Source organism: Methanogenium sp. MK-MG, assembly GCF_009914725.1.
Lineage (GTDB): Archaea > Halobacteriota > Methanomicrobia > Methanomicrobiales > Methanomicrobiaceae > Methanogenium.
Genome location: NZ_JAAAWJ010000011.1, coordinates 37576 through 45761, shown reverse-complemented (window position 1 = coordinate 45761; position 8186 = coordinate 37576). Strand labels below are relative to the sequence as shown.

Sequence of the window (8186 nt, the reverse complement as noted above, 5' to 3'; positions counted from 1 at the left end):
GTTGTCAACTGTCATACACGTCTTCCTAAATATTCTGACCAGTCAGCTACTGCGAGGTGATGTGGCGCGTCACCACGGATAAATGCCTCTATTGCATCCGCGGTCACCTCAGGATTTTGTTCTGTTGTGTCAATCACCATGATATGCGTCTCCGGGTGCACCTCGAGTGCCTCAACAAAAATACAGTCCAGCGCTTCCGCCTCCGCATTCTCCTGCACCTTCTCTTCCCCGTAGCCGCGTGCTCTCAGGCGTGCGGCGAGGATATCCGGGCGGCAGCGCAAAACCACCACCCGGTCTGCCGGCAGAAGGTGGGTGAGGTGGCCTTCGATGATGCCCTCCACCGGCACAAAGGCGTCCACCCATGCCTCCTCGTCGATGATATCGGTGTCGCGCTCAGCGTCATGTTCAAGGATATAGGGCCCCATCGTCTCCTTCTGGTATACCACCTGCATACCACGGGCGGTGAGGAGCTCTGCAATGGTCGTTTTTCCGGTGCCGGGTGTCCCGGTAAGTGCAGTCATCATGGCTGGTATATGTCGGTTATTGCTGCAATGAAGGCTTCGTTCTCCCACGGTTCACCGATGGAGACACGGATATAGTGGTCCGGCAGGCCGGGGAAACTGGCACAGGACCGGACAATGACGCCCTTCTTGGCAAGTTCAGTCACCACATCATCCGCTTTTTGGGGCGCGACATCCACCATCACAAAGTTTGCCCCGCCGGGCACGACAGGATACGGGCATTCATCGATGAACCGCTGCCGCCATTCCTGCACGACCGATACGATCTTCTTCACATGCACGGTGTCTCTCAGTGCCGCTGCGGCGGCTGCCTGTGAGACCATGTTGAGGGTGAAGGGGGTGGCCGCCCGCTGGTAAACTGGTCCATACCATTCCGGCACAAAGGCGTATCCAACCCGCAGACCGGCAAGCGAATAGGCCTTGGACATCGTCCTGCCGATGATGAGGTTCCAGTATCTCCTCATCAGGGGGCGGTAGTCGGTCCCGTCAAACTCGATATATGCACAGTCAAGGAAGAGCACTCCTTCATAGTTCTCGCATATCTCAGCGATCGTCTCCGGGGTCTCTGTTGTCCCCGTCGGATTGTTCGGGGTGCAGAGGAAGGCAAGCTTTGTCCCCGCCGCGTCCCTGCAGAATGTGGCCGGGTCAACGGAGAAGTCAGCCTTCCGTGGCACGGATACGGTGACTCCTCCCTGTGCCTGAACCGCAAGCCCGTAGTAGGAGTAGGTGGGTGTTGCCACCGCCACCCGGTCACCGTCTGCAACAAGGGTGCGGATGACGGTATCAATGATACCGTCCATGCCGACGCTCGCGACAAACCGGTAGTCGCCGTGCCGTTTCTTCAGTGCGTCGATGAACTCCTTGTTTGTCTCGTCCGGGTAACGGTTGGTGTGGGGCAGGACATCTGCTGCGGCTTTGACTGCCTTCGGCGACGGCGGATACGGGTTTTCGTTGCTTGCCAGACGTGCCGGGCGGGTGTGGCCGGAAGCCAGGGCAGTCTCTGCTGCCCGTGTCGCAAAGACATACCCTTTTTCCAGAAATTCCTTACGAATCAAGTGCTTCATTGATAACCCTGACCGCCTGGTCAATCTCCTTGTCTGTGATGACGAGCGGCGGGATGAGGCGGAGGTTTCCGCTGGTGCAGTTGACCAGCACCCCGTGTTCCTCACAGTAATCCTTCACCGGTGCACAGCGGTCACCGAGGGTGACGCCGATCATCAGACCTCTCTGGCGGGGATTGTAGGCGGCGAGTCCGTCACGGAAGCGCTCACCCTTGCGCTCAATGTCGTCGATTTCTTCCTCAAGGACATCAAGGGTGGCGTGTGCCGCGGCACAGGCGAGCGGGCCGCCGTTGAATGTGCCGCCGTGCTCGCCGGGAAGGAATTCCAGCCCCTCGCGTGCGACGATGGCGCCCATCGGGAACCCTGAGGCGATGCCCTTTGCCATCGTGATGATATCAGGCTCAATGTCTGCGTGCTGGAAGCCGAACCATTTGCCGGTCCGGCCGAATCCGGTCTGCACCTCATCGATGATCATGAGGGCGTCATGTTCGTTGCATACGTTGCGGACATCCTCCAGGAACCCGTCCGGTGCGGGGAAGACACCTGCTTCGCCCTGCACCGGTTCAAGTATCACAGCGGCAATCGTCTCGTCCATCGCGGCCTTCAGGCCCTCGATGTCGCCGTATTCGACGAATTCGCATTCATACGGCAGGGGGGTAAATGGGAGTCGGTAGTCTTCCTTGTGTGTCAGGGAGAGGGCGCCGTAGGTACGGCCGTGGAAACCGGATTTAAATGCGATGAACCGTTTCTTCCCTGTGCGGACACGGGCGAGTTTAACGGCTGCTTCAACGGCTTCACTACCTGAATTGGAGAAGAAGACGCGTCCGCCTTTGATGCCTGCCTTCTCTACAATCCGTTTCGCGAGTTCTGCCTGTCCGGGAATGTAGAAGAGGTTTGATATATGAATAAGCTCATGTGCCTGACGGCAGATGGCCTCTGATACCTTTGGGTGACAGTGGCCGGTGGAACAGACAGCAATGCCTGCCACACAGTCGATGTATTCATTCCCTTTATCGTCCCATACCCGTGCTCCTTTCCCACGCGTGATCATCAGATCACGGCTGAAGTTGCGCATCAGGTATGTCTCACATATATCCCGATATTCATCCTGTACCATTTTTTTCGCTTCCTCTTTTTTATTTATCTCACTCGTATTCGATCGTTGCCGGGGGTTTTGGGGTGATATCATAGACCACACGGGAGACGCCCGGAATCTCTGCTGTTATCCGCGATGCGATGCGGTGCAGGTTCTCCCACGGGACCTCGACCGGTTCAGCGGTCATCGCATCACGTGAGTATACCGCACGGACAGCGACAATCCAGCCGTGGAGGCGGATGTCCCCTTTCACGCCGGTCCCCAGACCGATGACTGCTGCAAGGCACTGCCACGGGGAGAACTGTTCGACCAGTTCCTCTTCGGCGATGGCGTTTGCCTCGCGGACCACGGCAATCTTCTCCTCTGTCACCTCGCCCACACAGCGGACGGCAAGGCCCGGCCCGGGGAAGGGCATCCGGTGCTGGATCTCGGTGGGCATATCAAGGGCACCCGCCACTTCTCTGACCTCATCCTTGTAGAGATCAATAAGTGGTTCGATGATGCCTTTGAAGTTGATGTCAACAGGCAGGCCGCCGACATTGTGGTGGCTTTTGATGCCGCCTTCACTCTCGATGATGTCAGGATAGATGGTGCCCTGCAGCAGGTAGGCAGCCTTAGTCTCGCGTGCCTCACGCTCAAAGACACGGATGAACTTCTCACCGATTATTTTGCGCTTCTCTTCCGGGTCTGTAACGCCTTTCAGGGCTGAGATGAACTCATCGCCTGCATCAACCATCTTCAGACTGATGTCACTGAAGAGTTCACGAATCCGCTCGCTCTCACCTTTTCGCATCAGACCTGTGTCCACGTAGATGGGAATCAGGCGGTCGCCTATCGCCCTTTTTGCAAGTTCTGCACAGACTGAACTGTCCACACCGCCGGAGAGTGCCATGACGACATAGTCATCGCCTGCCTTCTGCCGGATATCCGCGATTGCTTCATCAATAAATTTCTCTGCTTTTACCATGATTGCCTACTCCTGATTCTGTATTTTTTGTTCACGGCATGCCTGCACAAAGCCGACATAGGGGGGTGACGGGCGGGTCGGGGTTGATTTGAACTCCGGGTGGAACTGGGTCGCGAGGAAGAACGCATCCTGATCAAGTTCACAGGTCTCCATCCGCGGCCCGCAGGTGCCGGAGAAGATGAGTCCTGCATCCTCCAGCTGTCCGATATATTCGGGGTTCACCTCATAGCGGTGTCGGTGCCGTTCGGTGATGGTGTCGGTGTCATAGAGTGCATGCACCCGGGTGCCTTTGCGGAGGTCTGCGGTGCAGTTTCCGAGGCGCATGGTGCCGCCCAGATCTTCCACCTCTTCCTGTTCCGGGAGAATGGCGATGACATGGCTGCCGGGCCCCATCTCCTCGCTTGTCGCGTCAGTGATGCCTGCCACATTGCGGGCGAATTCGATGACCGCGAGCTGGAACCCGAGGCAGAGACCGAGATAGGGTTTCCCGTGGGTCCGGGCATACTCAATCGCCCTGATTTTTCCCTCAATGCCCCGCTGGCCAAATCCGCCGGGCACCAGAATGCCGTCCACATCGGCAAGTTCATCACAGGAGAATGTCTCTGCATCCAGCCACCGGATATCCACCTCTGTTGCAAGGGCAAACCCGGCATGTTTCAGTGACTCCTTGATGGATATATAGACATCCTCAATGCCGTACTTGCTCACGATGGCAATGGTCACACGGGCGGTACTCTCCCGGTTGATGAGGGTATACCAACTGTTCTCCGGTTCCCTGACCTTCAGGTGGAGTTGTTCAGTGATCACTTCCGCAAGCCCTTCTTTTTCCATCTCCATCGGCACCAGATATATGTCAGGCGCCGTGATCGCACTGATCACCGCCTTGCTTGCCACATCCGTGAATGCGGATATCTTCCTCTTTGTGGAAGCGCTCATGATGCAGTCACTTCTGCCGACAATGACATCGGGCTGCAGGCCCAGTTCCCGCAGTGCCTTCACCGAGTGCTGGGTTGGTTTGGTCTTGTGGTCACCCATATTGTCCGCGGGGACCAGGGTGACATGGACGAGGGCCATATCCTCTTTCGGGAGTTCGGCGCGCATCTCACGGACCGCCTCCAGAAACGGCATGCTCTCGATGTCGCCGACCGTGCCGCCGACCTCCACCAGACAGATCTCCGGGACTTCACCCGGTGTGACCTGTAGTGTTGCGGCATTTGCGATAGATTCCCTGATCTGGGCGGTGATGTGCGGGATGATCTGGACCGTTGCGCCCAGATAGTCCCCGCGCCGTTCCTTATCGATGACTTCCCGGTATACCTTTCCGGTGGTGATGTTATGGGCGGACGTGAGTTCAATGTCTAAGAACCGCTCATAATTGCCAAGGTCAAGGTCGACCTCGCCGCCGTCTGAGAGGACGTATACCTCCCCGTGCTGGCCCGGGTTCATCGTACCTGCATCAATATTCAGGTACGGGTCAATTTTTACCGCGGTTACTGCATACCCGCGGTTTTTTAGCAGACGGCCAATTGATGCGGTGGTGATGCCTTTTCCAAGGCCACTCATCACACCGCCAGTTACAACAATATATTTCACCTGATTTCCCCTTCCCGGCCGGAGCATATAGAGCCGACTGTTACTCCTTGCCTATATTATTGAATGTAACCGCACTTTATCATTGAGGTTGCCCGGGGCTGGTCTTGTAGTATGAGGAGCTTACGGATGAAGGGCGGTGAACCGGAAATATGTCAGCGCGGTGAGTGGTCTGTGTCAGGCGGACATCTCTTTGGAAACGAAAAAAATGTGTAAAAAGAGAGTTATTCCCGTTCTGTCCGTGGGGGTTTTGACGGTTCGACGGTCGCATCCAGATTCACCGGGGTGGTCGGGTCTTCCAGCGTCTGAATCTTCTTCTCGATTTCTTTCACATACTCTGTCGCATCCTCAATGCCCTCTTCTGCCGGGGACTTTCCGAGGATGGATTCGTCCAGTTCAATATCCTTCCAGTCCTCGTCGATGAGCTGTTCTGCCTCTTCACCGAGGAACTTTGCACTCTGTTTGATGAGTCCTGAAAGTTCGAACGGGAAGATAATCTTCGTTGCCTGCCCGTCAGACATCTGCTTGAGGGCATCAAGGGAGAGCACCGTGATGGCCTTCCTGTCAAGCGCCCGCGACCCGAGAGAGAGGATGCGCAGACCCTGTGCCTCACCCTGGGACTGCAGGATACGGGATTTCCGGTCACCCTCTGCCCGGAGAATCTTGCTCTGGCGGTCACCCTCTGCTTCGAGGATCATGGACTGGCGTTTTCCTTCTGCGGAGAGAATCGCTGAGCGCTTCTCACCATCCGCACGCAGGATGGCAGCACGGCGTTCACGTTCTGCTGCCGTCTGTTCGGTCATCGCCTTTTTGACGGCACCGACCGGGTCCACCTCTTTGATCTCGACCCGCTCGACCTTTACCCCCCACTGGTCGGTCTCGCGGTCGAGAATGTCACGCAGACGGTTGTTGATGAGTTCGCGGTTATAGAGTATCTCATCAAGTTCCATGTCACCGATGATGCCACGCAGACTTGTCTGGGCAAGGGCCACGGTGGCCATACGGAAGTTGGCTACCTCAAAGGCGGACTTCTCCGGGTCAACCACCCGGACGTAGACGATGGCGTCCACGTTTGTGGGTGAGTTATCCTTGGTGATGACCTCCTGACGTGGGACGTCCATCACCTGTGTTCTCAGGTCAATCTTGATGATATCCGTGATGAAGGGAATCACCCACCGGAATCCCGGGTTCAGCCGGCCCCTGTACTGGCCCAGCCTGATCTCCAGCGCCTGTTGGTAGGGCTGCACAATCACGACACCTTTTGCAAAGATGAGGATGATTGCGAGCACGAGAATGATGGTGAAGAAGGTCTCTCCCAGGTCAATTAATGCCATATTGTTATATCTCCTCAACGACGACGTGCACCCCGACGGATTTCACGACGCGGATTTTTTTTCCAATAGCGATACTGCCGTCTGCAGACCGGGCGCTCCAGTCCACATTATCGATGACGACCTTTCCTTTGATGGTATCCTGCACCACGGTTTTGGTTACAATGCCGGTCTTCCCGGCAAGAGAGTCCTTACTGATCGTGGACGGCACCTTGTCCGGGGTAATCCGTGCATACAGCCATACACTGCCGCCTGCCGCAACAAGCGCGGTCACAATGCCTATCAGAATGATCCAGCTTGAACTGAAGATCTCCGGGAAGAGCAGTGAGACGGCACCGATGATGATAAGGGTGGTGCCGGGGACTGCGAGGAAGAATCCCGGGTTGAAGGCCTCAACTAAGAGCAGTATGACTCCGATTGAGATCAGAATCCATCCAAGAGCTAACATTTCCATTATTACACTGCTAAATGCAGGTTAGGATCGTATAAAGATAATTGAGGTGATGCCTTTTGGCGGGGGTGTTTTTGAAATATTAGGGATGATGGGGGTAGTGCCGGTATACTATGGGAATCTATTGTTGGATTACCGCTGTTCTATCACAGCAAAGGATGCCGAGGACTCGGCCAGGCATTCACCGTCTTCCCCCGGCCGCCTGACCACCCCTCTGGTGAAGGCGACTCTCCTGCCCTTCCGGATAACCGTGCCCTCTGCAACAATGGTGCCGTCCTGCACTCCCCGGTAGAATGACGTTGTTTCACTGATGGTTGCAGTGATCTCGTTCTCCTTCAGGACGGTGAAGAGGGCGAGGGCCATTGCTTCGTCTGCAAGGGCGGTATATACACCGCCCTGCAGCCATCCGTCGCCGTTCATCATATCGGGCCGGACGTCCATGGAGAGAACCGCTTGTCCCTCAGCGTATGATATGATGTCAATTCCCATCATCCGGAAGAAGGGGTTGGCATCCTGGCCTCTCAGGGAGATCTCTTCGAGATAACTCATTCATCTGTATGTCTGTGGTCTTTCCCCTTATGTATTGGGCTTTTTCGTCCGCATTGCCTGCGCAGGCTTAATGAACCTGTGGTGCCGACCTAACAGTATGAAACTGCTCATGGTCATCGCACACGAAAAATACAGGGATGAGGAATATTTGATCCCTGCACAGGCCTTTGCTGAATCAGGCATTGCCTGTGATGTGGCCACTGATCAGCCGGGGTCCTGCATGGGCATGCTGGGGGAGACGGTTGAGGTGACACAGTCCATCAAAGAGACGGACTCATCTCTCTATGACGGTATTGTGATCGTTGGCGGCGCCGGTGCTGCCGAGTACCTCTGGGCAGACAGAGACCTGCGGGCCCTTGTCAAAACGATGTATGCTGACGGAAAAGTGGTGGCCGCCATCTGCCTTGCACCGGTTGTCCTCGCCTATGCAGGTATACTTGAGGGACGGCAGGCAACAGTCTTTAAGACCCGTCTCTCTGAGAAGGCGTTTGCCGATAAGGGTGCGAACTTCACCGACATCCCGGTGGTGGTGGACGGCACTATAATCACTGCCAACGGCCCGCTTGCTGCTGCTGCATTTGCAGAAGAAGTAATCGCTGCCCTCTCCTGCTGAACGGCAT

Annotated in this window: 9 protein-coding genes; 1 reads left to right on the top strand and 8 read right to left on the bottom strand. The window is 56.1% G+C overall.

Translation table 11 applies throughout. The features are described from left to right. Nucleotides 1–11: 11 nt before the first annotated feature. The 8 genes from MKMG_RS03170 to MKMG_RS03135 all read right to left on the bottom strand — a co-directional run bounded on the left by MKMG_RS03170 (nt 12) and on the right by MKMG_RS03135 (nt 7566). Complete coding sequence (locus MKMG_RS03170) at nt 12–524, bottom strand: adenylate kinase family protein (protein WP_165075487.1); 513 nt, start codon at nt 522–524, stop codon at nt 12–14. Beyond that, on the bottom strand, nt 521–1585 hold the full coding sequence (locus MKMG_RS03165) for a histidinol-phosphate transaminase (RefSeq protein ID WP_165075484.1): 1065 nt from the start codon (nt 1583–1585) through the stop codon (nt 521–523). Before MKMG_RS03165 ends, MKMG_RS03170 begins: the two co-directional genes overlap by 4 nt. Beyond that, nucleotides 1566–2699 (bottom strand): aspartate aminotransferase family protein, encoded by a 1134-nt coding sequence (locus MKMG_RS03160; protein ID WP_165075481.1) that lies wholly within the window; start codon nt 2697–2699, stop codon nt 1566–1568. Before MKMG_RS03160 ends, MKMG_RS03165 begins: the two co-directional genes overlap by 20 nt. A gap of 28 nt (nt 2700–2727) precedes the next feature. Further along, nucleotides 2728–3645 (bottom strand): glutamine-hydrolyzing GMP synthase, encoded by a 918-nt coding sequence (gene guaA, locus MKMG_RS03155; RefSeq protein ID WP_165075479.1) that lies wholly within the window; start codon nt 3643–3645, stop codon nt 2728–2730. A gap of 6 nt (nt 3646–3651) precedes the next feature. After that, entirely contained in the window at nt 3652–5238 is a 1587-nt protein-coding gene (locus MKMG_RS03150; protein WP_256366057.1) for a CTP synthase, read from the bottom strand. A gap of 221 nt (nt 5239–5459) precedes the next feature. Next, the gene (locus tag MKMG_RS03145) at nt 5460–6569 is read right to left on the bottom strand and encodes an SPFH domain-containing protein (RefSeq protein WP_165075474.1); all 1110 of its coding nucleotides are present in this window, start codon (nt 6567–6569) and stop codon (nt 5460–5462) included. Between the two features lie 4 nt (nt 6570–6573). Next, complete coding sequence (locus MKMG_RS03140; protein WP_165075471.1) at nt 6574–7020, bottom strand: NfeD family protein; 447 nt, start codon at nt 7018–7020, stop codon at nt 6574–6576. Nucleotides 7021–7149: 129 nt separating this feature from the next. Next, nucleotides 7150–7566 carry a PaaI family thioesterase gene (locus MKMG_RS03135; protein ID WP_165075468.1) on the bottom strand — a complete coding sequence of 139 codons (417 nt, stop codon included), beginning with the start codon at nt 7564–7566 and terminating at the stop codon, nt 7150–7152. Nucleotides 7567–7663: 97 nt separating this feature from the next. Here MKMG_RS03135 and MKMG_RS03130 point away from each other — a divergent pair, with 97 nt between their 5' ends. Continuing rightward, on the top strand, nt 7664–8179 hold the full coding sequence (locus tag MKMG_RS03130; RefSeq protein ID WP_165075466.1) for a DJ-1/PfpI family protein: 516 nt from the start codon (nt 7664–7666) through the stop codon (nt 8177–8179). Nucleotides 8180–8186: the final 7 nt, after the last annotated feature.

Coding starts and splice junctions, on each gene's coding strand:
- MKMG_RS03170 (WP_165075487.1), bottom strand. CDS start 524: ATGATGACTGCACTTACCGGGACACCCGGCACCGGAAAAACGACCATT.
- MKMG_RS03130 (WP_165075466.1), top strand. CDS start 7,664: ATGAAACTGCTCATGGTCATCGCACACGAAAAATACAGGGATGAGGAA.
- guaA (WP_165075479.1), bottom strand. CDS start 3,645: ATGGTAAAAGCAGAGAAATTTATTGATGAAGCAATCGCGGATATCCGG.
- MKMG_RS03145 (WP_165075474.1), bottom strand. CDS start 6,569: ATGGCATTAATTGACCTGGGAGAGACCTTCTTCACCATCATTCTCGTG.
- MKMG_RS03140 (WP_165075471.1), bottom strand. CDS start 7,020: ATGGAAATGTTAGCTCTTGGATGGATTCTGATCTCAATCGGAGTCATA.
- MKMG_RS03135 (WP_165075468.1), bottom strand. CDS start 7,566: ATGAGTTATCTCGAAGAGATCTCCCTGAGAGGCCAGGATGCCAACCCC.
- MKMG_RS03165 (WP_165075484.1), bottom strand. CDS start 1,585: ATGAAGCACTTGATTCGTAAGGAATTTCTGGAAAAAGGGTATGTCTTT.
- MKMG_RS03160 (WP_165075481.1), bottom strand. CDS start 2,699: ATGGTACAGGATGAATATCGGGATATATGTGAGACATACCTGATGCGC.